This window comes from Nesterenkonia xinjiangensis (assembly GCF_013410745.1).
GTDB classification, from domain to species: domain Bacteria; phylum Actinomycetota; class Actinomycetes; order Actinomycetales; family Micrococcaceae; genus Nesterenkonia; species Nesterenkonia xinjiangensis.
The window spans coordinates 1,297,976-1,321,027 of record NZ_JACCFY010000001.1 but is presented as its reverse complement, the minus strand read 5'-3'; the positions used below and the strand labels follow the sequence as shown (position 1 = coordinate 1,321,027).

The following is a 23,052-nucleotide window of genomic DNA, read 5'->3' as shown; positions in this document are numbered from 1 at the left end:
TCATGGGGCTGAGTCGACGGTCGTTTCTCGGGGTGAGCAGTGCAGTGGCGCTCGGAGCGGGCGCTCTGGTGCGGCAGGGCCCGCCCGGCAGCGCCGTGCCGTTCGAGCCGCTGCCGGACATCGGGCTCGGAGACGAGAGCGTCGACCGGGCGGTCCTCCAGGCGCTCGCGGAGCACAATGATGCCCGGATCCTCGCCGACGCCGCCTCGGTGCAGGAGTTCCTCTCAGGGTCGCCCGACGCTCGATGGTGCGTCCGAGAGGTCAAGAAGCTCGTGGCGGCCTTCGCGGGAGAGGACTCCGCTCATCACGGCGAGCAGTCGGTCCTGAACTCGGCCGAGGAGCTCCTGGAGCACGTCCAGGGACTGCAGACGGGGGTCGGGCTCTTCGACGCCGGCAACAACCTCGAGTCTCCTCCGGACTCCTGCTTCTCCCTGGTGGACCTGGTGACCGTGAAGAAGCTGGTCGACGCCGCCGAGGGCGACCGCCTCGCTCCGCTCGGTGCTCGGCTCGACGAGCTGGTCCCCTCGGTGGCCGCCGCCGTGGTCGAGGCTCACGGCGGCGGGGTGCACACCTCCAACCACCGGTGGGAGGTGGCCGGCGCGCTCCTGGCGGTGAACGACCAGTGGCCGGATCCGATGCTGGTCGAACGAGCCGATGAGTGGCTCGCCGAAGGCATCGACGTCTACGGAGACGGCCAGTACTCGGAGCGCTCCTCCCAGTATTCCTCCGAGGTGGTCAACCCCTCGCTGCTGCGCATCGCCGAGCACACCGACGACGGCGCCCTCCTGGACATGGTGCGAGCGAATCTCAAGGTCACCGTGGACCTCACTGATCCGGACGGACACGTGGAGACGATCCACTCCCGACGGCAGGACCAGTGGCGCGTCCGTGAGGACTGGCTCTATCTGCTGCAGTACCGCGAGTTCGCCCTGCGCGACGACGACGCCGTGCTCGCTCGTCGGGCCGAAGAGGTCCTCGCACAGGGCCCCGCCGACCTCGGTGACTTCTACGCCGACGTGCTGGCTCGGCCCGCACTCGCCCAGACGCTGCCCGAGGGGGCGGACCGGCAGGTCGCGGAGCTGCTGGACCTGCGCGAGTCCTCCGGGCTCATCCGGGTCCCCGACGAGGCAGGGGCGCTGACCTGCTTCGCAGGCAGCGATCATCCGCAGTTCCGCCGCACCGCCTCCGGGCTCTCCACCAATCCGACCTTCCTGCGATATCGCCGCGGGGCGGCCGAGCTGACCTCGCTGCGGATCTCGCCGCGATTCTTCTCCATGGGGCCGCTGCGGCCGGTGGACCTCGTCCAGACGGGCAGGGGCTGGCAGATGTCCGCTTCGCACCGCACCGGCTATCACCAACCGATCACTCGGCGCCCCGATCTGCGTTCCGACGGTATGTACGATCTCGAGGACGACGGGCGGTTCCACTCGGCGATGAGTTTCAGCGCCCGTGACCTCGCCGAAGTCCGCTACGAGGCCACCTTCGACCTCACGCCCGCCGACGGCGGGTGGACGCTCTCCGTGGAGAGCGCCTCGCCGCAGACGCTCGTGGTCGCCCAGCTGGTGTTCTCCGATGAGGGCGAACTCGAGTTCGACGGCGAGCACGACGAGCTGCAGGAGGCGCCGCCTGAGGCCTCCGCGGCATTCCTGCTTCGCTCAGGCGGGATCCGGCATCGTGTCGGAGGGGACAGCCTGGGGGTGGAGTTCGAGGGTGTCGAGTCGCACCCCGGGGAGGTGGACTTCGACAGCGGCGAGGAGTACTCCTACATGGGCGGGCGGATGCCGACTCCCGAGGGAGTCGTGGTGTGGGTGCCCTTCCGTGCGCCAGGCACGTTCTCCCTCCGACTGAGCTCCTGAACGGAGCTCAGTCGGCAGTCACCCGCGGCCGGGGCGATCAGGCCCGGGCAACCTCGGCAGGTGCCTCGAAGCGCAGGATCGCCGCCGCCCCATCGGGAAGCTCGGTCTGAGTCACGGCGACGTCCGCGTCGACGCGGGCCGCCGCGGCGATCAGCTCGTCCTCGTCCCGCGCGGGTCGCTCGGCCTGCAGCATCAAGGTGTCCACCCCGCCCATCTGCGCGGAGAGGCGGACGGCCTCGGTGCCCTCCGCCACGCGGTTCTCCGCCCGGGCCTGCTCGAAGCGGGATGTCTGGTCCTGGGCCCGGCCCGCGGAGAGCCGCCGGGTGATGAGCCGAAGGTCCTCGCTCAGGGCCTCCTCGGCGGCGTCGTCTCCGATGCCTCCGCGCTCGGCGACGTGCGTGATCTCCCCCAATGAGGCCGGAAGCTCCTCGGCCAGCGCGGTGCGGCCCTGGATCTCCCCGGCGAGGACCAGGGCGTCTGGGCGCCACCGTGTCGCCAGGCGCTCCACATGCTCGGCGACGCTGCGGGCGTTCTGCTTGACGACCTCGTCGGCCCGACGTTGGATCTGCCGGTGGGAGAGCGCGCCCTCACGCGGCTTGTGGACCGAGCCGTCGCCAGCACCCTCGACCTCCTTCTCGGCCTCGGGCTCGGCGCTCAGGCCCTCCGCCACGGTCACTCGACGCAGCACGGCCCCTTCCTGGTCCGCGACCGCGACCAGCAGCAGGGACGACCCGGCGCGTTCGCGGACGTAGTCGCCCAGGGCGGGGGATGGGCCGACGTGCGCCGAGTCGCCCCGGCCGAGGGTGGCGTCCCAGGGTTCGTCGAACAGGACGGATCCGGCGTCGGCGACCAGCACCCGTCCTTCGGCATGGACCTGGGTGAGGTTCTCGCCGCCGGCGAGGATCGCTGAGTCCAGCGCCTCCAGAGAGTCGACAGGAGCGCCGTCCTCCTCCAGGCGTCCCCGCAGGTCGTCCCAGCGCAGCCGAAGCTGATGCTCGGCGTCCTCGGCGGGGGAGCGGCTCTCCAGGTAGACGGTGCTGAAGGGCGCGTCGTGATCGAACAGGTGCTTGATCGGGGTGAGCTGCACGGCAGATCATCCTCCTTGCATCGTGTCGCGTCAGGGTGGACCCGCGGCCGCAGGCTGGGCCTGCTTCCGCGCCTCACCGGAGTGCGCGTGACGTCTCACCCTAAACATGCTCGGGTCGTCGAGGTCCAGGGTGAAGCGTCTCTGCTGACCGGTTCTGGGGTCAGGCGCCTATTAAGTCTTACCGTGCGTCATTAAGGGTCGTAGGATGGGATCACCTGCCTCGCCCTTCGCCCGGGGCGCGCCGCCCGATGAACGGAGTTCCACCATGTCCATGCCCCTCGCCACGCCATCCTCCCCGCAGAGCATCCCGGAGGGGCGGAATCCCGCCGCCGTCCTGCACGGCGTCCATGACGTGCGGATCGAGGAGCGCGCCGTCCCGAGCCCGGCGCCCCACGAGGTACTGGTGGAGATCGGCGCCGTCGGGATCTGCGGCTCCGACGTCCACTACTACGAGCACGGTCGCATCGGAGACTTCGTGCTCACCAGCCCCATGGTGATCGGGCATGAGTCGGCCGGTCGGGTGGTCGGAGTCGGCGACGACGTCGACCCGGCGCGTCTCGATCAGCTCGTCGCACTGGAGCCCGGGATCCCCTGCAAGGGCTGCGGCGAGTGCCGCGAGGGCCGGTACAACCTCTGCCCCGAGGTGAAGTTCTTCGCTACTCCGCCGGTGGACGGATCCATCGCCCGATATGTCACCCTCGATGCCCAGTTCGCCCACCCGGCACCGGAGATCCTCGACGCGGAGCAGGCCGCGATGGCTGAGCCCGTCTCCGTGGGAGTCTGGGCCTGCCGCAAGGCCGGTGTCAGCGTCGGAGACAGGGTGCTGATCACCGGCGCCGGACCGGTGGGGCTCTTCGCCGCGCAGGCCGCCCGCGCCTTCGGAGCGCGCAGCGTCACGCTCACGGATCTCAACGAGCACCGCCTCGCCATCGCCGACGATCTCGGCTTCCAGACCGTCCCCGGCGGCGCCGAGATCCCCGGCGAGCATGACGTCCTCTTCGAATGCTCCGGCGCGGCCCCGGCCTTCGCCGCCGGCGTGCGCTCCCTGGCGCGCGCCGGTCGTGCCGTGGTGATCGGCATGGGCGCGCAGACCCTCCCGCTGGAGGTCTTCGCACTGCAGGGCCGTGAGCTGAGCATCAGCGGCGTCTTCCGGTATGCCAACTGCTACCCCGCGGCCCTGGAGCTCATCTCCAGCGGCGGCGTCGACGTCCGTCCGGTCATCACCCATCGATTCCGCCTCGACGAGACCGAGGAGGCGCTGACGCTGGCCGGACGCGACCCGCAGGCGCTCAAGGCCGTCGTCGCGCCCTGAACGCCGCGGGGACGCTCAGACCAGCCGCAGGCCCCGGTGCCGGTTCAGCGCGGCGTGGAACTCATGTCGCCGCGGCCGGGCCATCGCGCCGGGATGCCCGCCATGCGGGGACAGCGCGTCCAGGCCGTCAGCGTCCATCCGGCGGATCAGCTCCTCGACGATCTCGGCCACGCTGCGCCGTCCGTCGGCCAGCTCGGACGCCCGGTCCAGCGCGTGGGCCAGAGCCGAGGTCTGCAGGGGGTCCACCAGCTGGGAGACCGCCGAGAGATCGATGTCCTGCTTCCCCTGCTGGACCACCGCTCGTCCGCGTGCTCGCGCCGGCTTCGGGCGCCCGCCCCGACCTCCTGTGCCCGGCTCACGGCCTCCCCGGGGCGAGTCCGGCGCCGGCACGCGCGGTGCCGTAGGTGCGAACACGGCGTCCTCGGCGGCTCCCGCCCCCGGGTCGGCCAGCGCCCGGGCCTGATCGGTGACGTCACGGGGCACATAGGAGTCCAGGGCGATCACGTGGTCCGCGACGTCGAAGAAGGCCCCGGACCCGCCGGCCACCAGGATCGTGGACACGCCGCGCTCCGCATGCAGCGGGCGGATGCGGTCCACGAACGGGGTGATCGGCTCCTGCTCAGCAGGGATGAGCCGGCGCATCCGGTCGTCGCGGATCATGAAGTTCGTCGCCGAGGTGTCCTCATCGATCAGCAGCGCATCGGCCTGCGCCTCGACCGCCTCGACCAGGGCGGCGGCCTGCGAGGTGGAGCCGGAGGCGTTGGTGGTGGAGAACCGGCGGGTGTCGGTTCCTGAGGGCAGCGCCCCGATGAACGGAGAGATGTCCACCCCCGTCACCGCTCGACCGTCCTCTGCCCGGATCGCGACCGTGTCGGGTCGGGTGACCACCCATTCTCGTCCGTCGCCGCCCAGGTGCGGGTGCACGCCCCGCTCGATCGCGCGCAACAGGGTCGACTTCCCGTGGTACCCGCCGCCGATGATCACGGTGATTCCCTCTGGGATGCCCATCCCGGTGACCTGTCGGCCGCTGGGCAGGGTGAAGCTCACCCGCAGCGACTCGGGCGAGCGGAACGGCACGGCGTCGGATGCCGCCAGCGGGAGGTCAGAGTCGCCGGAGCGTCGCGGCAGCACGGCTCCGTCGCCGACGAAGGCCACCAATCCGACCTCGGCAAGCTGGTGGCGCAGCTGCTGCTGGTCCCGGTGCAGGGCCACATGCTCCCGCAGGGCCTCGGCCTCGAGAGCCTCATGCCGCAGCGTGGACTCCACGATCCGCGGCAGGGTCTCGGTGAGCAGCCGGGCCGCCGCCCGCCCACGGATGCGCCGTCCGGAGGCGGGCAGCGCCACGTGCAGGCGCGCCTCGACGTCGTGCTCGCCGATCACCACGCTGGTCCGCTCGATCACCTGCTGTCCGGGCCGGCCGATGCCGATCGACCCGTCTCCAGGCTGGGTAGGGGAGAGCCGCTTCACGGCCTCGGCGATCCGGCGGGTGAGGAAGTCGGCGACGGCGGTGCGGCCTCGCGCGTCCTCGAGGAGGTCCTCCGGCAGCGCTGCGGTCCTCCGATCCACCTGCACGCGCATCAGCGACGGCGGTGCGTAGGGATCCACCTGGACGTGGTCCACCACCAGCCGGACGCCGGCCAGATCATCGGCGTCCAGATCGTCCGCGCTGAGGTCGTGGGCGCCGCGCAGCTGCTTGTAGCCGGCGTAGCCGCGTCCGTCGAGGGAGTTCAGGGTGCGGGCGAGGGTGCTGCGGTCGGACATCGTCACACCTTCCGTGGGTCGGGCTGGGGTCGGGGAGGGGCGTCGTCGTTCCTGGTCACTCCGGGGAGGCGCTGAGGTGCCGCCAGGTCCGCACCAGCTGGCTGAACTCTCTGACCTGCACCAGGACATGGTCCCGGGCGGCGTCCTCCGCGGTCTCGGCATCGCCGGCGCGCACGGCCTCGGCGATGCGCCGATGCTCGGCCAGCGAGCGACGCATGCGGTCCGGGACGCGCAGCTGGAGGCGCCGATAGGGCTGCAGGGCCCGTTTGAGGGCATGGGCCTGCTGGCGCAGGTACTCGTTGCCGCAGGAGTCGTAGACGATCCCGTGGAAGCGGGCGTTGGCGTAGTAGTAGCCGTCGGCGTCGCCGGCCAGGGCGTGCTTCTCGCATTCCTGGACAGCCGCATCGAGGGCCTCGAGGGCATCCTGCTCGATCCGTCGCGAGGAGAGCCGTGCGGCCATGCCCTCCAGCTCGGCCATCACCTCGAATCGCTCGGCGAGTTCGGAGATGCTCAGCTCGGTGACATAGGTGCCTTGCTTGGGGCGGATCTGCACCAGGCCGGAACGTTCCAGGGCCTGCAGCGCCTCGCGGACCGGCGTGCGCGAGCAGCCGAACTCCTGCTCCAGGCGCGTCGGGTCGAGGCGCTCGCCGGGACGGTGGAGTCCTTCGACGATCGCGTTCTCCAGGGCATCGCGCACACGCTGTGATTCGGGGATCCGGACCATGGCACCTCCGTCGTCCAGATTATCCGAACCCTCGGGTGTGGCGCGGATCACGTTCATGCCCTATAGTCCCTGTTATATACATCACGGCTGATGATGTACAACTCCACGACCCTCCGAGGGAGGAACGGCATGGCACGGCACGACGGCTGGCTGCTCGCGGACCTTTTCCGCATCCTGCGACGCCGCCGCGGCGACGCTCACCCCGAACCCGAGGCTCCACCGCTGGACCAGCTCATCGCCGCCTGCGAGGTGCTGATGAGCGACATCGGCGAGGCCTCGCTGCGCGCCGTCGCCGCCCGTGGGCTGCAGGCCTATCGCCAGCTCGACGACGCCGCCCGGCTCGTCTTCTTCACCCACGTGGTGGAGGCCCACGGGGCCGACGACGACGCCGTCCGCGCCGCCTATCAGCAGTGGGAGCAGGCCGTGGGGCAGGACCGCCAGCAGGCGCTGACCCAGCTGTTCGACGTCGTCGAACCGGCCCGGCAGCAGCTGCTGCGTCGGATGAACCACGCTCCGGACGCCACCCGCGCGCTGGTGGACATGCGTGCCGATCTGCGCCGGCTGCTGCCCGCCCATCCCGAGCTGCGTCCGCTGGACCACGACTTCCGCCATCTGCTGGTCTCCTGGTTCAATCGGGGCTTCCTGCGCATGGAGGAGATCACCTGGGATTCCCCCAAGGAGCTCCACCAGCACCTGCTGCGCTTCGAGAAGGTCCACCCGATGGCTGACCGCGCCGAGCTGCGACGCCGCCTGCAGCCCCGGGATCGCCGCTGCTACGCGTTCTTCCACCCCGCCACCGGGGAGGTGCCGCTGATCTTCGTGGAGGTCGCCCTGGTGGACGGCATCCCTCGTCGTGTGGGGCCGCTGCTGGACTCCGGTCCGGCGCTGAACCCGGCCAGGGCCGACACTGCGGCGCTGTACTCGATCAACAATGCGCTGGAGGGGCTGGCCGGGATCTCCTTCGGCAGCTTCCTCATCAAGCAGGTCATCGAACAGGTCAATCAGCAGCTGCCGCACCTGGAGCAGTTCGTGACGCTCTCGCCGATCCCGGGATTCCGCCGCTGGCTGGAGTCCCAGGACGACCCGGAGCTGCTGAAGCTGGCCATCGATCTGGCCGCGGCGGTCGAGGAGAGCCCGCTTGCGGAGGTTTCGGGCGAGGACGGCGCAGAGGCCGCACTGCGCGAGCGACTGCTGCCGGCCCTGACTCGGTACATCACCGAGGAGCGTCGTGCGGACGGCAGACCGGTGGACCCGGTGGCCCGGTTCCACCTGGGCAACGGTGCGGCGGCCTGGCAGCTGCACTGGCCTGCCCACGATTCGGCCGCCGCCCTCGCCCAGTCCTACGGAGCGATGATCACCTACCGCTATGAGCCCGATGAGTTGGAGCGGCGCCACGAGGACTTCGTGCGCCACCGTCGCGTGGCGGTGGACGGTCCGCTCGCCGAGCTCGCCGACGCCACCCGCCCAGACACGACTCGCCCCGAGGCCACCCGCCCAGACGACCCGAGAGGACCTGCCTCCATGGCCGACGCCTTCACCCCGATCCACCGCTCCTTCGAGGCCCAGGCGGCCCGCCAGCCGGACAAGGTGCTCTTCCACCTGCCCGACGGCGGCACCCTCACCTATGCGGAGACCGAGCACACGGTGCGGCGCATCGCGGCCCGGCTGCTCGCTGACGGCGTCGAGCCCGGTGACCGCGTCGCCGCCCAGGTGGAGAAGTCTCCGGAAGCGCTGGCCCTGTACCTGGCCGTCCTGCGCGTCGGCGGGATCTTCCTGCCGCTGAACACCGCCTACACCGGCAAGGAGATGGACTACTTCCTCGGTGACGCCGAGCCCCGCGTGCTGGTCTGCTCCCCGGAGCGCCAGCAGGAACATGCCGCCCGGACCGGCGGGGGAGACCGTGCGGGGGAGGTCGCGCTGGTGATCGAGACCCTCGGCGCCGGCGGGGAGGGCACGCTGCTCTCCTCGGAGACCACCGCTGATGAGTCCTTCCAGCCTGACGCCGACACGCCCGCCTCGATCCTCTACACCTCAGGCACCACGGGCCGCTCCAAGGGTGCGGTGCTGACTCACGGCAACCTGGCCTCCAACTGCCAGGCGCTGCTGGAGGCATGGCGGTACACCGATCAGGACAGGCTCATCCACGCTCTGCCGATCTTCCACATCCATGGGCTCTTCGTGGCCGCCAACATGACGCTGGTGGCGGGAGCCTCCATGCACTGGCTGCCGACGTTCGACGCCGAGGCGATCCTTGACCTGATGCCCACCTCCACGGTGCTGATGGGGGTCCCGACCTTCTACACACGGCTGCTGAAGTCGGACCGGCTCACTCCCCAGACCTGCGCCGCGATGCGACTCTTCGTCTCCGGCTCGGCGCCGCTGCTGGCCGCGGACCACGAGGCATTCGAAGCCGCCACCGGTCACGCCATCCTGGAGCGCTACGGGATGACCGAGACGGGCATGAACACGACCAACCCCTACGACGGCGCCCGCAAGCCCGGCACCGTGGGCCGTCCCTTCCCCGGAGTCCAGATCCGCATCACCGAGCGGGAGACCGGCGCCGAGGTCCCGGACGGAGAGGTCGGCCTGGTGGAGGTCCGTGGCCCCAACGTGTTCGCCGAGTACTGGCGGATGCCGGAGAAGACCGCCTCCGAGTTCCGCGAGGACGGCTTCTTCATCACCGGGGACCTCGGGCGCATCGACGAGGACGGGTACCTGTGCATCGTGGGCCGGGACAAGGACCTGGTGATCTCCGGAGGCTACAACATCTACCCCAAGGAGATCGAGGAACTCATCGACGCCGTCGACGGAGTCGCCGAGTCGGCGGTGATCGGCGTGCCCCACTCTGACTTCGGGGAGACCGTGGTGGCCGTCGTCGTGCCCCAGCCCGGGAGCTCCCCCGAGCCGCAGGGGATCCTCGCCGCGATCAGCGATGATCTGGCGCGGTTCAAGCAGCCGCGGGCCGTCGAGATCGTCGACGCCCTGCCGCGCAATGTGATGGGCAAGGTGCAGAAGGCCGAGCTGCGGAAGCGGTACGCGGAGCTCTTCACCGCCTGATCGAGTGGCCACACCTGACGGCATCTTCCCTCCGACACGCCGTGTCGGGGCCTGAGATGCCGTGATTCTCGGCCACTCGATGCGGAACCGGACAGAAGCGGAACCACGATACAGGAGAAGACCATGGTCCTCTATGGAGTGGCAGCGCTGGCGCTGTGCATGCTGGTCGGCATGCTCGTCGGTGAGGCGCTCGGCGTCGTCGTCGGCGTCGAGGCGAACGTCGGCGGAGTCGGCTTCGCCATGATCATGCTGGTGCTGGTCACCGACAAGCTGCGGCGCAGCGGGAAGTTCCCGCCCGCCTCCGAACAGGGGGTGCTGTTCTGGTCCGCGATGTACATCCCCATCGTCATCGCCATGGCATCCACGCAGAACGTGGTCGAGGCCCTGGCCGGCGGTCCGATGGCCATCCTCGCTGGGCTGGGGGCGCTCGCGGCCGGTGCGGCCCTCGTGCCGGTGCTCTCCAGGGTCGGGGAGCGGGCCGAGCCATTGCCCCCGCTCACCGAGGCCGAGAAGCAGGAGGTCTGAGATGGATCTGATCGTCTCCGTCTTCGAGCGCAACGACCTTCTGGTGGCCTTCGTGGTCATCGGCGGGCTCATGATGGTCTCCGGCTGGCTGTCGAAGACCATGACCCGTGGGCGTCTGCAGGGCAGCGCGATCGCGATCATGCTGGGGCTGGTGCTGGCCTGGTGGGGAGGCTCCGTCACCGGCGGCGAGGCCGGGATGGCCGACATCGCCATCTTCAGCGGGCTCGGGCTGATGGGTGGGGCGATGCTGCGGGATTTCGCCATCGTCTCTACCGCCTATGGGGTGGACCTCCAGGAGATCAAGCGTGCAGGACTGGCCGGGGCGCTCTCCATCATCCTGGGCGTGCTGGTCTCGTTCGCGGTCGGGGCCGCTGTCGCCGCGGCCTTCGGCTATACAGACCCGGAGTCCATGGCGACCATCGGCTCCGGAGCGGCGACCTACATCGTCGGACCGGTGACCGGCACGGCCGTGGGCGCCAGCTCGGACGTCATCGCGCTCTCTGTGGCGGCCGGGCTGGTCAAGGCCGTGGTGGTCATGGTCGGCACGCCGTTGATCGCACCGTTCATCGGGCTGAACAACCCCAAGTCGGCGATGGCCTACGGCGGGCTGATGGGCACGACCTCCGGGGTGGCCGGTGGGCTGGCCGCCACCGACAAGCGGCTGGTGCCCTATGGGGCGATGACCGCCACCTTCTACACGGGTGTGGGGTGTCTGCTCGGCCCTTCTGTGCTGTACGTGGTGCTGCGGGCGATCGCCGGCTGAGCCAGTCGGGAGGGCCACCACATCCGTCGGCCCAGCTCCACGCCGATCGCCGGCACCAGCAAGGTCCGCACGACGAACGTGTCGATCAGCACGCCGAGGGCGACCAGGAAAGCCAGCTGCACCATGAACATCAGTGGCAGCACGGCCAGGGCGGCGAAGGTCGCCGCGAGCACCAGTCCGGCCGAGGTGATCACCCCGCCGGTGACGACCAGGGCATGAAGCAGGCCCTCACGAGAGTCCCCCCGCAGAGCCTCCTCGCGAGCACGGGTCATCAGGAAGATGGTGTAGTCGACGCCGAGGGCCACCAGGAACATGAAGCCGAACAGCGGGACCGTGGGGTCCGCTCCGGGGAAGCCGAACAGGTGGTTGAACACCAGCGCGGAGACTCCCAGTGCGGTCAGATAGGACAAAACGGTGGCGACCACCAGAATCACCGGCGCCACCACGGAGCGCAGCAGCACCATGAGGATCACCAGGATCGCGACCAGCACGATCGGGATGATCACCATCAGGTCCCGCTGAGCCGTGGTGTTGGTGTCCAGCTGAGTGGCGGTGGTGCCGCCCACCAAAGCCTCCCCCTCCAGGGCGTCCAGCTGGTCGCGCAGCGCGACGACGGCGGACTCGGCCTCAGAGGAGTCGGCGGCTGAGTCCAGGGTCGCGGAGATCTCCACCTGCCCGTCCACCTCCTGGGCCTCCGCGAGATCCCCGGCGGGAGCGCCGTCGGCGTCCACCAGGTGGGCCTCGGCCACTCCCTCGACGCCGGCGACCAGCTCGAGCGCCCGATCGGCCTCCGCCGTCGGGACGAAGATCTCCGTGGGGGCACCGATGCCCGCGTCGAAGTGCTTCTCCAGCATGGTCTGGCCGGCCTTGGTGTCCGTCTCGCCCAGCACCACCTCGGACTGGTCGATGCCGTCGGCGCGCAGCTGGGTCACGCCGGCCGCGCCCACCAGGAGCACCAGGGTGACGACCACCCAGATCGGGCGGGGGTGGGCGCCCACCCACGTGGCCACCCGGGCCCACACCCCCCGGGAGGGGGTCTGCTCGGCGGCGGTGTCGTCGGCGTGAAGACCCTCGGGGAGGGGGACTCGCGGCCAGAAGACGCGTCTGCCGGTCAGGGCGAGCAGCGCGGGCAGGAAACTCAGCGTGGCGACCATGGCGAAGACGATGCCCGCCGCGGCCACCGGGCCGAGCGCGCGGTTGGAGTTCAGATCCGAGAAGAGCAGGCACATCAGCGCGACGGCCACCGTGCCTCCGGAAGCCAAAATCGGTGGAGTGGAGCGCTTCAGGGCGGTCCACAGGGCGGCGTGCCGGTCAGCTGCACGCAGCAGCTCCTCCCGGTAGCGGGCCACCAGCAGCAGCGAGTAGTCCGTGGCCGCACCGATCACCAGGATCGACAGGATCCCCTGCACCTGGCCGTTGAGCTGGATCCACTCCAGTCGAGCCATCAGGTAGACCACGGTGATCGCCGCGCACAGCGCCCCCACTGAGGAGAGCAGCACCAGCAGGGGGAGGAACGGTGAGCGGTAGACCACGATCAGGATCAGGAACACCGCGGCCACCGCCACCAGCAGGAGCATCCCGTCGATGCCGGCGAAGGCTTCGGAGAGATCGGTGGACAGTGCCGCCGGGCCCGTGACATGGGCCGACCACGCCGCCTCGTCCAGCTCCCCGGCGACGGTGGCGCGCAGAGCGTCCACTGCGCCGTCGTCGACGGCGTCCTCGGCCAGCAGTACGATCAGCTGCACCGCGCCGGAGTCCTCCGCAGGCACCGGCCCGATGACGTCGGTCACCCCGTCCAACCCCTCGAGGGTGGACACCAACTCAGCGGCCTCGCCCATGGCGGCCTCGTCCAGCGAACCGGAGGTGCCGCCGTCGTGCTCTGCGATGACCGTGGCCGGCACAGCATCGGAGTCGGCGAACTGCTCCCGGAGCTCAGCGGCTCTGGTGGACTCGGCATCGGCCGGGAGGAAGGTGGCCTGGTCATCGGTGGTGACCTCGGAGATCGCCCCGAACGTGGGGCCGCCAGCACCGGTCCACGCCAGCCAGGCCAGGACGAGGACCACCGGCAGGAGCAGCCGTCGACCCCAGCGGGAACGGTGGGAGAGGCGGGAGGGATCGGCGGCGTGCAGCATCGAAGGCCCTGTTCTGTGTGGGGAAGGTCGGGATGGAGAGGGAAGAGGGGTCAGTTCATGACCGCGATGTAGAGGTTCAGCGTGGACGCGTAGAGGATCCACACCAGATACGGCAGCAGCAGCACGGAGGCCAGGCCGTGCACGCGGCGGAACGCCTGCACTGTCAGCCCGACGGCGGCGATCATCGCCACGATGACGGCGAAGGCCAGCCACAGCGCCGCGGAGCCCCAGAGCGGGTATGCGCCGAAGAAGATCGGGGTCCACAGGCCGTTGAGCACCAGCTGGACTGCGAAGAGGCTCAGGGCGCGGGAGCGTCCGGGGGCGGCACGTTCCCGCCATACCAGCCAGGCTGCGAGTCCCATCATCAGGTAGAGCACCGTCCACACGGGTCCGAAGACCCAGTTCGGCGGGTTCCATGGGGCGACGTCGGCCTGGGCGTACCAGCCGTCGACCTGCTCGGAGGTCAGGGCGCTGCCCAGGAACCCCACTCCCACCGGGATGGCGAGGAGCACCAGAAGTGCGAGGAGCTGGGCGGCCAGGCCTGGCCGGCGTGTGGCAGTGTCCGTGGGGTGTGCCGTCATGAGTTCTCCTGGGGTGGGGCTGTGGTGGCTTCCGGCAACGGGGCGACCATCGAGTCCGCCAGTGCGGTGAGGAACTCGGCGATGAGCTGGAGCTCCTCGTCGTCGCGAGCGTCGATGACCTCTCGCATGGCGGCCAGTCGTGCGCCGAAGTGGTGCTGGAAGGAGCGGCGAGCCAGGTCGGTGAGTTCCACGACACGGGAGCGACGGTCACGGGGGTGGGGGCGCCGCCGCGCGTGGCCGGCGTCCACCAGCCGATCGACCAGCACGGTGGCCGAGGCCGTGGAGATCTGCAGGTGGCGCGCGATGTCCTGAGGCGTGACCGGCTGCCCCTGACGCTCGCGGATCACCAGCATCCGCAGCGCGGCCACGTCTGAGGGGTTCATCTCCATGGGGCCCTTGAGGGTGTTGTGCATGCGCTCCATGGAGTCGCTGAGCACCTGCACGGCCTCGAGGGTGCGCAGCACCTCGGTCCGGGGCCCGCCGGGGGCGGGCGGCTGGGTCATGGCTTCTCCATGCCGCCTATTTGACTAGATAATCTAGCTAGTTGTCAATTCTGGTGGATCATGGAGGGGCGGAGAAGGAGTGCAGCACCTGTGAAACGCGTGTGAAACCCTCGACGGCGCACACTGGTGCCATGCAGATCCGCACCGATGACCTCAGCGCGCCGGAGGTCCAGTCCCTGATCGCCGAGCACCTGCGCGAGATGCACGAGACCTCCCCGCCCGAGAGCGTGCACGCCCTCGGGGTGGAGGACCTGCGCACCGCGGGCGTGACGTTCTGGACCGCCTGGGACCAGGGCGAGCTGCTCGGCTGCGGCGCGCTCGCCGGGCATGAGTCCGGGGAGGCCGAGATCAAGGCGATGCGCACCGCCGTCGTCGCCCGGGGGCGCGGGGTGGCCACCGCCATGCTGGAGCACCTCATCACCGAGGCCCGGGCGCGGGGGATCCGCCGGCTGAGCCTGGAGACCGGCACGGAGGACCACTTCGCCCCCGCCCGCCGCCTCTACGCTCGGCACGGCTTCGCCGAATGCCCGCCATTCGGTGACTACACCGAGGACCCGCACAGCGTCTTCATGACGCTGAACCTCGGGATCGGCTGAGACTCAGGTCTTCGCGTAGACCCGGGCCTGGTGCTCCAGGGGCACGGTCCAGACCTCACCGGGGCTGAGCTGCTTGCGCTTGCCCTCCACGTTGACGTCGATCGGCTCGGCCGAACCCCCGGACAGCGTCAGGGTGACGTTCTCGTGGTCCATGTGCACCACGATGGGCTGATTGCGGTACCGCATCCGGAAGGTGGCCTCCGGCAGCTCGTCGGGAAGCAGCGGGTGGAGCCACAGAGCGTCGGCACGGGTCTCGACGCCGGCGTAGCAGCGCAGCACCATGTCCACGGTTCCGGCCATCGCCCCCAGGTGGATGCCCTCGCGGGTGGTGCCGCCCTGGGTGTCGGAGAGGTCGGCCTCCAACGCCTCCTTGAACAGGTTCCAGGAACCGGAGCGGTCGAAGCGTGCGGCCACCCAGCCATGCACCAGGCGGGAGAGCGTCGAGCCGTGGGATGAGCGGGCCAGGTAATACTCGATGGTCTTGCCGAAGTCCTCGATCGGTACCTCGTAGCCCATGTGCCCCATGATGTCGATGAGCTCCTCGGAGGAGAAGAGGTAGCACAGCATCAGCACGTCGGCCTGCTTGGAGAGCTTGTACCGATTGGTCGCATCGCCTTCGGCCTGCAGGATCAGGTCCAGCCGGCCGATGTTGCCGTACTTGGCTTTGTATCCCTCCCAATCGAACTCCAGCAGGTCCTCGTAGCCGTCGAACTGGCTGATGACGCCGTCCTCGTGGAACGGCACGCGCATCCTCCGGGAGATGTGCTCCCAGTGGTCCAGCTCGTCCTCGAAGATGTCCAGCCATTCGGACAGCGGGTCGTCCCGGGAGTCGAGCTCGCGGACCAGGCGGGCGGTGTGCCGCAGCATCCAGGAGGTCAGCACGTTGGTGTAGGCGTTGTTCCGCAGGCCCGAGCCCGGGGAGTCCGGGTAGCCGTCGTGGTACTCGTCAGGGCCCATGACACCGTCGATGTCGTACCGGTCCGCCTCGGCGTCGTAGGAGGTCAGCGAGACGAAGAAGCGGCTGATCTCCACCAGCATCTCCGCGCCGTTGTCGGCCAGGAACGTGTAGTCCTGCGTGGTCTCGAAGTACTGCAGCACCGAATAGGCGATCGCCAGGGAGACATGCCGCTGCCGGTGGGAGTTGTCCGGCATCCACATCTGGGAGCGAGGGTTCCACAGTTCGGTGGGCGTCTCCTCGCGTCCGTCGGAGCCGGCCTGCCAAGGGAACATCGCTCCGGCATGGCCCTCGGCGCGCGCCATGGCCCGGGCTTCCCCGAGGCGGTGGAAGCGGTACATCAGCAGCCCACGGGTCAGCTCCGGGCGGCGCAGCGTCAGCATCGGGTAGACGAACATCTCGTCCCAGAACAGGTGGCCCCGGTACCCCTCGCCGTGCAGGCCCCGGGCGCCGACGCCGGCGTCGAGGTCGCGCCGGGCGCCGAAGGCGGTCTGCAGCACGTGGAACGTGTGCAGGTTCAGCGCCATCTGCTGGCGGGAGCTCCTGGAGCCGATGGAGACGGCGAAGCGATGCCACAGCACGCCCCACATCTCCTCGTGGTACGTCAGCAGAGTGCGGAAGCAGGAGGCCCGCTGCACCCGCTTGACCGCCGAGTGCCACACAGTGGAGATCGCGTGGTCGTGGGAGTTCGCGACGGCGGCGATCTTCTCCAGCTTGATCTGCCGGCCGGCCTCCAGGCTCACGGAGATGTCGTGTCCGGCGACGAGCTCGCCCTCGGAGACCGGCCGACGCATCGGGCTGCTGCCTCCGTCGGAGATCACCGAGGTGCGGGTGGCGATGGCGAGGCGCACCTGCGACTGGTTGGTCATGGTCTCCAACAGCACCGTCTCGCCGTCGATCTCCCGGGAGTCCACCGGGTCGAGGTGGTGGCCGGCGAGCTCGCGGTCGGCGGCGACGTTGCGGTTGGCGACCCGGCCGTCGATCATCGAGCGCACAGTGACGTTGCCGGACCAGTTCTCCGCCTCGATCTCCATCTCCAGTGCGGCCAGCTGCACGCCGGCCATGGACTGGAACTGACGGGTGGTCACCCGGGTGCGGCGACCGTGGAGGTCCTGGTAGCGGGCCACGCGGGTGAGCAGCCCGCGGCGCATGTCCAGCTCCTGGCGGTAGTCGATCAGCTCGGGCGAGCCGGGCACCAGCAGGTTTCCGGCCTCCGGGGTGACCTGCAGGGAGGTCCAGTCCGGGGCGTTGACCATGTGCTCGGTCTCCACCGTCCTGCCCATGATGTCGGTCTCGAGCCGGTTGAAGACGCCGGCGAGGTAGGTGCCCGGGTAGTGGGTGGCGTCGGCGGCGGTGCCCGGCACCGAGCCGCGCGTGCCCCAGTAGCCGTTGGCCAGGGTGCACAGCGCCTCCCTGGTGGGCTCCTCCTTGGGGTCGAAGTCGTCGTAGGCGAGCACCCAGTCAGGGTCGAAGGGCTTGGTGGTGCGGGTGGCCAGATTCATCATGGCCAGGTCGGTGACGACGACGTCCGCCCCGGCCTCCTTCAGCCGGTGCGGGTCGTCCCCGCGGTTGAGCCCCAGGACCATCCCGTAGTTCCCGCGATTCCCGGCCTGCACCCCGGAGGCGGCGTCCTCGATGACGATGGAGTCCTGGGGCTCCACGCGCATCAGCTTCGAGGCCTGCAGGAACATGGCCGGGTTCGGCTTGCCGGGCAGGGACATCTCCAGCGCGTCGGTGCCGTCGACGATCACGGAGAAGGCGTCGAGCAGTCCGGCGACCTCGAGCACGTCGCGGCCGTTGCGCGAGGAGGTGACCAGCGCCGTGGGGATCCCGTCCTCGCGCAGCTGGTGCACCAGTTCCACCGTGGTCTCGAAGACCTCGACGCCGTCGCGGGCCAGCACGGTCTCGAAGAAGCCTTGCTTGCGGGCGGCCAGGCCGTTGACGGTGAGCTGGTCGGCCGTGTCGCCGGGCTCGCCCTCGGGCACGAAGACGTTGCGGGCCTGCAGGAAGGTGCGCACGCCGTCCTCGCGCGGACGGCCGTCGACGAAGTTGAGGTAGTCCTCGTCGGTGAACTCCGGCTGCGGCTCCCCGGTGATCTCCCCCAGAGCGGTGTCGAAGAGCTCCTTCCAGGCGTTGGCGTGGACTCCCGCAGTGTCGGTGACGACGCCGTCCATGTCGAAGAGGATGGCACGGAAATGGCGCAGCGCGTGGCGCTTGGCCTCGGCGCTGTGCCGGAAGGGGTTCTCGAACGGGTGCATGGATACCTCGCGTGGACTGTGGGGGCAGGGTGATCAGGTCGGCGTTCAGGACGGAGAGTCGGCGGGCAGGGGCCGATGCTGGGGTCGTGATGCTGAGCTGAGGTCTTCCTCGTGCCGTACCGGCGGCATGTGCCCACGCAGGGCCTGGTGCCTCGGCGGCGTCTCACGGACGCCGGGCTGGTCTTGGCTCGGATCCATCCTAAGCAGGTTCGGGGATCCGGCCACAGGGTCAGCAGGATATATGTCCCTGGGTCTCTGGTCACATTCGGAGTGGGGGCGCTGGCGGCGCGCAGCGCAGGCCGATGCCAGGGCGTCCCCTCCCGCCGTGGCGCCGGTGATGCTAGCGTCATGGCATGGCGCGGCGCAGCACGATCGAACTGACATTCCGAGAGGTCAAGGGGACCTCCAAGGAGACCACGGTGGCCGGCGGCGTCATCGTGGACTGGATCGACAAGACCGCCTACGCCTGCGCGGCCTCCTGGACCCGCACGGCCTGCGTGACCTCCTACGTCGGAAACATGCATTTCACCAAGCCAGTGCCGCGTGACACTCCGGTCAGCGTGCAGGCCCGGGTGGTGCACACCGGGCGCACCTCTGTGCACATCCAGACCCGGGTGCTCATCCAGCACGCCGAGGAGGGCTGGCTGGTGTGCACTGAGTGCTACATGATCTATGTGGCCGTCGGCGAGGACGGTGAGGCCGTGCCCGTGCCTCCCTTCGAGCCCAGCTCCGAGCTGGAGCGCCGACGCTCCGTGGACGCCACTCAGCGGATGGTCTTCCGGCGGCAGGTGGAGGAGACCATCAGCTCCATGCCGGAGGACATGGGCACCTCGGAGGAGCTGACCCTGCGCTTCCTGGCCGAGACGGAGGAGAAGTACCCGGACGGGAAGATCCGCGGCGGCGCAGTGATGAAGTGGATCGACCTGGCGGCCGAGATCTGCGCCGAGCGGTACAGCGGCTGCGACGTCGCCGCCGTCCTCACCGGAGGTGTGCGGTTCTACCGCCCGATCACCACCGGAGACCTGGTGGAGGTCGATGCGCGGCTGGTGCTCACCGGCTCGAAGTCCATGCACGTGCTGGTGCGGGTCCGTGCCGGGGCACGCTGGGAGAAGCACCCTGAGGTGGTCGCCTATGGGTTGCCGGTGATGGTCGCCCCCGATGGGGCCGGCGCGGCCCGTCACATCACCTCCTGGCAGCCGATCACCGATGAGGACCACGCGATCGCTGAGAAGGCGCGTCGGCTGCGGGATCTGCGCAATGCGACGCTGCTCTCGCCGAGTCCGCTGATCAGCGCCGGCTGATCCCCGGCGTCGCGGGCGCCGACCCTGGTTCGCTCTGACCTGTCTGGGTAGGATCGACAGCTCCCAGGGCGGGCGAGAGGGGACGGTCATGACGCAGCCACCAGAGGGCCAGCCGGGTCAGCCGCACGGGTCGCTGCCCCATGGGCAGCCCCCGTACGGGCCCTCGCAGTCGGGGTATGCACAGCCATTCCAGTATCCGCTCTACAGCGCACCGGCACCGAAGCCGACCCGCGGGCCGCTGCCCATGGTGCTCATCGTCCTCGGAAGCGTGCTGCTGGCCGGTGCGGTGGGGCTTTTCGTGATGGCGGCGCTGATGTTCACCCAGACGGTGCCCCTCGGAGTCCTGGACCGGAACGGCGGGCCGGGATCCGATGCCGTGTTCAGCGGAGAGCCTCCGATCACCGTGGAGGTCCAGCTCGACGCGGACGAGAGCTACCTGCTCTATGTGGCCTCGCCCTCGGGCTCGAGCACTCCGCGACTGGCCGACGTGCCGGAGGTGACGGCGCCCAGCGGGGAGTCGCGCACCATGGGACCGGCACAGATCAGCTCCACCGCCTCGATGGGCGGCACCGACGCCGTCGGACAGTACAGCTACACGGCGCATGAGTCCGGCCTGCACACCGTCGAGATCGAGGCGTTCGCCGACCCCGGGCAGGTCGCCGAGGGGGAGTCGTTCATCGTGATCGCCCCGGGCGGTGACTTCGTGGGTCTCATGGGCGGGGTGTTCGGGGTGCTGGGCAGCGTCTTCGGCGGCATCGCCGCCGGCACTATCGGCCTGGGGCTGCTCGTCGCCGGCATCATCGTGGCGGTGATCCGACGACGACGGCGTCGCGAGCAGGGGGCCTGGCCGACGCCCGGTGCCGGACCGGCCTGGGGCCCTGCTCAGGGGTGAATGACAGTGCGCGGTTCGGGCCCGTCGCCGTCGTCCGATCACCCGCGGGGCGCTCGTCACAGCCGTGTGGGACGTTCACGACATCGTTGCTCATGACGACGCCGGCATCGCACGGGGTTGAATCGGCGGCACACTACGTCTTGAGGCTGACGTGGGCGTCAGCCGCATCTCTTAGGGTGGGGCGATATGAGCACACCTCCGCAGGAGCCTGAGGGCCAGGGACAGCCGGGCTGGGACCAGCCAGCACAGCCCGTCCCCCAGCCGCACCAGTACGACCACCCGTATGGTCAGCCACAGGCGCCGCATCTCTACGGTCATCCTCCCGCCGGTCATGTTCCTCCGAACTCGCCGCAGCGACCGGGGCCCTACGCATCCCATCCTCAGTGGCCGGGCCCGTACGCGCAGGGCCCGTACGCGCAGATGCCGGCTCCCGTGCCGCAGCCTCGGGTCCAGCCCCTCCCGGACCCCAAGGACCGCTATTCGCGGGGAGTCTGGCGCCAGCCCGACTCGCGGCCCGGACGCTTCCTCTGGTGGGACCTGCTCCCGGTGGTGCCCTATCTCGTCCTCGTCGTGGGTGTGAGCCTGGTCTCTCTCATGCTCTTCTCCCCAGCCGAGGAGATCAGCCTCACCCCGGAGGAGGCGCGGCTGGAGTTCCTCATCAGCGGGTTGACGTTCGGGGCCCTCACCGTGCTGATCCTTGCCGTCGCGGGCAAGGCGCTGTGGCGTTCGCTGGTGGTCTTCACGCATCATGCCCTCGCGTGGCTGAAGCTCTTCCTCATCCCCGGGCTCTGGGTGGCCATCGTCGGAGTCAACGTCCTGCTGATGGCTCTGGTCATGGCGCTGACCGGAGCTGAGCAGGATGTCAGCGCGAATCAGGCCGGCATCGAGGCGATGCTTCAGGCTGCCCCGTTCTGGGCCGCCCTGCTTGTGCTGGGTCTGCTGGCGCCCCTGGTGGAGGAGTACATCTTTCGGCACCTGCTGATCGGCAAGCTCTCACGGCACCTGAACATCTGGTTCTGCGCCGTGATCTCGGTGGTGCCCTTCGCCTTCCTGCATGTCTCCAGCGAGCTGTTCGCCGGAGACCTGCAGGCCGTGCTGATGACTGTCGTGCCGTATCTGACCATGTCGATCGTCTTCACCCTGGCCTACATCTTCTCCGGCCGATCTCTGCTGTTCGTGTGGCTCCTGCACGCGTTCAACAACTGCATGGCCGTGACCTTGCAGTACTGGCTGGCACCTCTCTTGGAGGACCTCGAGGGGATCGAACCCTACGGAGTCATCCTGGCCGCAGCCCGAGCCCTGGCCGGCCCGCTGGGGCTGCTGTGACCGTGCCCGGGGGAATGCCGCGCCCTGACTCGCGGTTCGATCACGATCGATGAGCGCACCCACCACCGATCCACGTCCGCTGCCGCGGCAGATCCTCGCCCTGGCGGTCCCCGCCCTGGGGGCGCTGGTGGCCGAGCCGCTGTTCCTGCTGGCCGACACGGCCATCATCGGCCGACTCGGCGTGGACGAGCTCGCCGGGGCCGCGCTGGGCATCACCGTGATGCACACCGTCACCGGGCTGATGATCTTCCTGGCCTACTCCACCACCCCGACCGTCGCCCGCTACGTGGGGGCCGGGCGCATGGCCAAGGCGCTGGCCGCCGGACGTGACGGGCTCTGGCTCTCGCTGATCCTCGGTGCGGTGCTGGCCGCCGCCGGCGTCGCCTTCGGAGAGCGGCTGCTGGGCGCCATGGGCAGCGACGGCGCGATGCACTCCCACGCCTGGGACTACCTGCTGTGGTCCATGCCGGGGGTCCCGGCGATCCTGCTGGTCTTCGCCGCCACTGGGGTGCTGCGCGGCATGCAGGACACCACGACTCCGCTGATCGTCGCCGGCGCCGGCTTCGGAGCCAACATCGTCCTGAACCTGGTGCTGGTGCATCCGGTGGGGCTCGGGGTCACCGGCGCGGCAGTGGGCACCTCCATCGCCCAGTGGGGCATGGCCGCCGTCTACCTGGTCATCATCCTCCCGCGGCTGCGTGCCCAGGGCGTGCCCCTGGGCGTGGACCCGATCGGCCTGCGGCGGTCCTTCTCCATCGGCTCCTGGATGATGCTGCGCACCGTGAGTCTGCGTGCCGCCATCGTCGCCACGGTGCTGGTAGCCACCGATCTCGGCGCGGACACCCTGGCCGCCCATCAGGTGACCTTCGTCGTGTTCTCCACGCTGGCCTTCGTGCTCGACGCCCTGGCGATCGCCGCTCAGGCGCTCATCGGCAAGGAGCTGGGTGCCGAGAGGCTCGACGTCGCCCGCAGACTGACCCGCCTCATGATCCTCTGGGGCCTGGGCTTCGGAGTGATCACCGGGGCGCTCATCGCCGTGCTTGCGCCCTTCGGGGCCGGCCTGTTCACCCCGGATCCACAGGTGGCCTCGATGATCACCGCCGCGCTGTTCGTGGTGGCCCTGGCGCAGCCGATCTCCGGCTATGTGTTCGTGCTCGACGGGGTGCTCATGGGCGCCGGGGATGTGAGATACCTCGCGATCGCCGGACTCGTGAACCTGGCCCTGTACCTCCCCGCCCTGTGGTGGATCGCCTCCCGCGGCCTGACTGGTGTGGAGGCCGTGGTGTGGCTGTGGATCGGCTACGCGGTGGTGTTCATCGGCGCCCGCGCACTGACCCTGGGTCTGCGGACGGCCAGCGACCGATGGATGATCGGCGGGGAGTCTCGCTGAGTCCTGAACGGCCCCGGTGGAGCGAGTAGACTC

17 protein-coding genes are annotated in these 23,052 nt (G+C 69.7%); 10 read left to right on the top strand and 7 right to left on the bottom strand.

What is annotated here, in order from left to right:
- Positions 1–32: 32 nt before the first annotated feature.
- A complete protein-coding gene (locus HNR09_RS06110) occupies positions 33–1,856 on the top strand; it encodes a hypothetical protein (RefSeq protein WP_179541233.1) in 1,824 nt (607 codons plus the stop codon).
- A 37-nt stretch (positions 1,857–1,893) separates the two neighbouring features.
- Here the strand turns inward: HNR09_RS06110 and HNR09_RS16470 are convergent, their stop codons facing one another.
- Positions 1,894–2,943 (bottom strand): baeRF2 domain-containing protein, encoded by a 1,050-nt coding sequence (locus HNR09_RS16470; protein WP_179541232.1) that lies wholly within the window; start codon positions 2,941–2,943, stop codon positions 1,894–1,896.
- A 265-nt stretch (positions 2,944–3,208) separates the two neighbouring features.
- Here HNR09_RS16470 and HNR09_RS06100 point away from each other — a divergent pair, with 265 nt between their 5' ends.
- Positions 3,209–4,255 (top strand): NAD(P)-dependent alcohol dehydrogenase, encoded by a 1,047-nt coding sequence (locus tag HNR09_RS06100; RefSeq protein ID WP_246348745.1) that lies wholly within the window; start codon positions 3,209–3,211, stop codon positions 4,253–4,255.
- Positions 4,256–4,270: 15 nt separating this feature from the next.
- Here the strand turns inward: HNR09_RS06100 and HNR09_RS06095 are convergent, their stop codons facing one another.
- Positions 4,271–6,016: an ABC-ATPase domain-containing protein gene (locus tag HNR09_RS06095; RefSeq protein WP_179541231.1), complete on the bottom strand. Its 1,746-nt coding sequence runs from the start codon at positions 6,014–6,016 to the stop codon at positions 4,271–4,273.
- Positions 6,017–6,071: 55 nt separating this feature from the next.
- Positions 6,072–6,797: a GntR family transcriptional regulator gene (locus HNR09_RS06090; protein ID WP_246348744.1), complete on the bottom strand. Its 726-nt coding sequence runs from the start codon at positions 6,795–6,797 to the stop codon at positions 6,072–6,074.
- Positions 6,798–6,869: 72 nt separating this feature from the next.
- On the opposite strand from HNR09_RS06090, the gene HNR09_RS06085 reads away from it, so the two are divergent.
- The 3 genes from HNR09_RS06085 to madM all read left to right on the top strand — a co-directional run bounded on the left by HNR09_RS06085 (position 6,870) and on the right by madM (position 11,085).
- Positions 6,870–9,797: an AMP-binding protein gene (locus tag HNR09_RS06085; protein ID WP_179541230.1), complete on the top strand. Its 2,928-nt coding sequence runs from the start codon at positions 6,870–6,872 to the stop codon at positions 9,795–9,797.
- 123 nt (positions 9,798–9,920) lie between these two features.
- Positions 9,921–10,322 (top strand): malonate transporter subunit MadL, encoded by a 402-nt coding sequence (gene madL, locus HNR09_RS06080; protein ID WP_179541229.1) that lies wholly within the window; start codon positions 9,921–9,923, stop codon positions 10,320–10,322.
- Position 10,323: 1 nt separating this feature from the next.
- Positions 10,324–11,085, top strand: a complete 762-nt coding sequence (madM, locus tag HNR09_RS06075) for a malonate transporter subunit MadM (protein WP_179541228.1) — start codon at positions 10,324–10,326, stop codon at positions 11,083–11,085.
- Here madM and HNR09_RS06070 read toward each other — a convergent pair.
- From HNR09_RS06070 to HNR09_RS06060, 3 genes are read right to left on the bottom strand one after another with little or no spacing between them, the layout of a single operon-like run.
- Positions 11,016–13,217, bottom strand: a complete 2,202-nt coding sequence (locus HNR09_RS06070) for an MMPL family transporter (protein WP_179541227.1) — start codon at positions 13,215–13,217, stop codon at positions 11,016–11,018. The genes madM and HNR09_RS06070 overlap by 70 nt on opposite strands.
- Positions 13,218–13,267: 50 nt before the next feature.
- Positions 13,268–13,798, bottom strand: coding sequence for a TspO/MBR family protein (locus HNR09_RS06065; protein ID WP_179541226.1), 531 nt, complete (start codon positions 13,796–13,798; stop codon positions 13,268–13,270).
- On the bottom strand, positions 13,795–14,301 hold the full coding sequence (locus tag HNR09_RS06060; protein ID WP_179541225.1) for a MarR family winged helix-turn-helix transcriptional regulator: 507 nt from the start codon (positions 14,299–14,301) through the stop codon (positions 13,795–13,797). Before HNR09_RS06060 ends, HNR09_RS06065 begins: the two co-directional genes overlap by 4 nt.
- Positions 14,302–14,432: 131 nt before the next feature.
- Here HNR09_RS06060 and HNR09_RS06055 point away from each other — a divergent pair, with 131 nt between their 5' ends.
- Positions 14,433–14,897, top strand: coding sequence for a GNAT family N-acetyltransferase (locus HNR09_RS06055; RefSeq protein WP_179541224.1), 465 nt, complete (start codon positions 14,433–14,435; stop codon positions 14,895–14,897).
- A gap of 3 nt (positions 14,898–14,900) precedes the next feature.
- On the opposite strand, the gene HNR09_RS06050 is transcribed toward HNR09_RS06055, so the two are convergent.
- A complete protein-coding gene (locus tag HNR09_RS06050) occupies positions 14,901–18,110 on the bottom strand; it encodes a beta-phosphoglucomutase family hydrolase (protein ID WP_179541223.1) in 3,210 nt (1,069 codons plus the stop codon).
- Between the two features lie 353 nt (positions 18,111–18,463).
- Between HNR09_RS06050 and HNR09_RS06045 the strand changes: the two genes are divergently transcribed.
- The 4 genes from HNR09_RS06045 (at position 18,464) to HNR09_RS06030 (ending at position 23,019) form a co-directional block, all read left to right on the top strand.
- A complete protein-coding gene (locus HNR09_RS06045; protein ID WP_179541222.1) occupies positions 18,464–19,411 on the top strand; it encodes an acyl-CoA thioesterase in 948 nt (315 codons plus the stop codon).
- Positions 19,412–19,499: 88 nt separating this feature from the next.
- A complete protein-coding gene (locus HNR09_RS06040) occupies positions 19,500–20,303 on the top strand; it encodes a hypothetical protein (protein ID WP_179541221.1) in 804 nt (267 codons plus the stop codon).
- A 186-nt stretch (positions 20,304–20,489) separates the two neighbouring features.
- A complete protein-coding gene (locus tag HNR09_RS06035; protein WP_179541220.1) occupies positions 20,490–21,629 on the top strand; it encodes a CPBP family intramembrane glutamic endopeptidase in 1,140 nt (379 codons plus the stop codon).
- A gap of 49 nt (positions 21,630–21,678) precedes the next feature.
- Positions 21,679–23,019, top strand: coding sequence for an MATE family efflux transporter (locus HNR09_RS06030; protein ID WP_179541219.1), 1,341 nt, complete (start codon positions 21,679–21,681; stop codon positions 23,017–23,019).
- The last annotated feature ends 33 nt before the right edge of the window (positions 23,020–23,052 follow it).

Excerpts from the sequence above, each read along its gene's own strand:
- HNR09_RS06035 (WP_179541220.1), top strand. The coding sequence starts at position 20,490 with ATGAGCACACCTCCGCAGGAGCCTGAGGGCCAGGGACAGCCGGGCTGG.
- HNR09_RS06100 (WP_246348745.1), top strand. The coding sequence starts at position 3,209 with ATGTCCATGCCCCTCGCCACGCCATCCTCCCCGCAGAGCATCCCGGAG.
- HNR09_RS06070 (WP_179541227.1), bottom strand. The coding sequence starts at position 13,217 with ATGCTGCACGCCGCCGATCCCTCCCGCCTCTCCCACCGTTCCCGCTGG.
- HNR09_RS06060 (WP_179541225.1), bottom strand. The coding sequence starts at position 14,301 with ATGACCCAGCCGCCCGCCCCCGGCGGGCCCCGGACCGAGGTGCTGCGC.
- madL (WP_179541229.1), top strand. The coding sequence starts at position 9,921 with ATGGTCCTCTATGGAGTGGCAGCGCTGGCGCTGTGCATGCTGGTCGGC.
- HNR09_RS06065 (WP_179541226.1), bottom strand. The coding sequence starts at position 13,798 with ATGACGGCACACCCCACGGACACTGCCACACGCCGGCCAGGCCTGGCC.
- HNR09_RS06030 (WP_179541219.1), top strand. The coding sequence starts at position 21,679 with ATGAGCGCACCCACCACCGATCCACGTCCGCTGCCGCGGCAGATCCTC.
- madM (WP_179541228.1), top strand. The coding sequence starts at position 10,324 with ATGGATCTGATCGTCTCCGTCTTCGAGCGCAACGACCTTCTGGTGGCC.
- HNR09_RS06055 (WP_179541224.1), top strand. The coding sequence starts at position 14,433 with ATGCAGATCCGCACCGATGACCTCAGCGCGCCGGAGGTCCAGTCCCTG.
- HNR09_RS06090 (WP_246348744.1), bottom strand. The coding sequence starts at position 6,797 with ATGAACGTGATCCGCGCCACACCCGAGGGTTCGGATAATCTGGACGAC.
- HNR09_RS06095 (WP_179541231.1), bottom strand. The coding sequence starts at position 6,016 with ATGTCCGACCGCAGCACCCTCGCCCGCACCCTGAACTCCCTCGACGGA.
- HNR09_RS06040 (WP_179541221.1), top strand. The coding sequence starts at position 19,500 with ATGACGCAGCCACCAGAGGGCCAGCCGGGTCAGCCGCACGGGTCGCTG.
- HNR09_RS06050 (WP_179541223.1), bottom strand. The coding sequence starts at position 18,110 with ATGCACCCGTTCGAGAACCCCTTCCGGCACAGCGCCGAGGCCAAGCGC.
- HNR09_RS06045 (WP_179541222.1), top strand. The coding sequence starts at position 18,464 with ATGGCGCGGCGCAGCACGATCGAACTGACATTCCGAGAGGTCAAGGGG.
- HNR09_RS06085 (WP_179541230.1), top strand. The coding sequence starts at position 6,870 with ATGGCACGGCACGACGGCTGGCTGCTCGCGGACCTTTTCCGCATCCTG.